Origin of the sequence: Bacillus sp. SIMBA_154, assembly GCF_046536015.1 — a bacterium.
Lineage (GTDB): Bacteria > Bacillota > Bacilli > Bacillales > Bacillaceae > Bacillus > Bacillus pumilus_P.
This window is the reverse complement of the sequence record NZ_JAWJBV010000734.1, coordinates 1-231: the sequence shown is the minus strand read 5'-3', so window position 1 is coordinate 231 and position 231 is coordinate 1. Positions and strand designations below refer to the sequence as shown.

The window sequence follows — 231 nt, the reverse complement described above, 5'->3', positions numbered from 1 at the left end:
AATGCCGAAAACAGATTTTCCGATGCGGGGAAATCTGCCGAATCGTGAGCCGGACATGCAAAAAGACTGGGAGGAGCAGGACATTTACCGTCTTGTTCAAGAACGGACGAAAGACCGCCCGAAATTCGTGCTGCATGACGGACCTCCTTATGCAAACGGAGACATCCACATGGGCCATGCCCTGAACAAAATCCTGAAAGACTTCATCGTCCGCTATAAATCAATGAGCGG

The 231-nt window shown here is 50.2% G+C and carries 1 protein-coding gene; it reads left to right on the top strand.

The features are described from left to right. Nucleotide 1: 1 nt before the first annotated feature. Nucleotides 2-231 (top strand): class I tRNA ligase family protein (locus R0K30_RS23815; protein ID WP_410613535.1); only part of this gene is annotated, 230 nt, incomplete at its 3' end.